Origin of the sequence: Xanthobacter autotrophicus (genome assembly GCF_029991245.1) — a bacterium.
Classification (GTDB): domain Bacteria; phylum Pseudomonadota; class Alphaproteobacteria; order Rhizobiales; family Xanthobacteraceae; genus Xanthobacter; species Xanthobacter autotrophicus_C.
On record NZ_JAIVFO010000376.1, the window covers coordinates 1 to 434 of the forward strand.

Annotated in this window: 1 protein-coding gene; it reads left to right on the forward strand. The window is 68.4% G+C overall.

Annotation, left to right across the window (positions count from 1 at the left end; translation table 11 throughout):
- A complete protein-coding gene (locus tag K9U41_RS23295; protein WP_282643209.1) occupies window positions 1–105 on the forward strand; it encodes a winged helix-turn-helix domain-containing protein in 105 nt (34 codons plus the stop codon).
- The last annotated feature ends 329 nt before the right edge of the window (window positions 106–434 follow it).

The following is a 434-nucleotide window of genomic DNA, read 5'->3' on the forward strand; positions in this document are numbered from 1 at the left end:
GTGGACACCCACGTCAAGACCCTGCGGGCCAAGCTGCGCGAGGCCGATCCGGCGCGCGATTACATCCGCACGCACCGCGGCATGGGCTATTCCCTGGAGGTATGAAGCCCGCCCTGAGGCGCTTCGCGCCATCCCCCCGAGGGCGGACGCCGCCGGTGGCCCGGCAAAGCCGGTTCCACGGCGTCCGCTGGCATGGCCTGCTCCGCGGCCTTCTGACGGTGTGGGCCGGAGAGCGGTCGGGTATCTGCTGGCGGGCATTACCCGCCTGGAGTGCCCCGCTGGCACGGAAAGGAGGTTAGAACCCATGCGCCTCGGACTGCGGCTGCTGTTCGCGTTCTTCCTCATCAACGGCATCGCGGCGTTCTTCGTGCTGCGGGTGTTCACGGCCGAGATCAAGCCCAGCGTGCGGGAGGTGATGGAGGACATGATGGTGG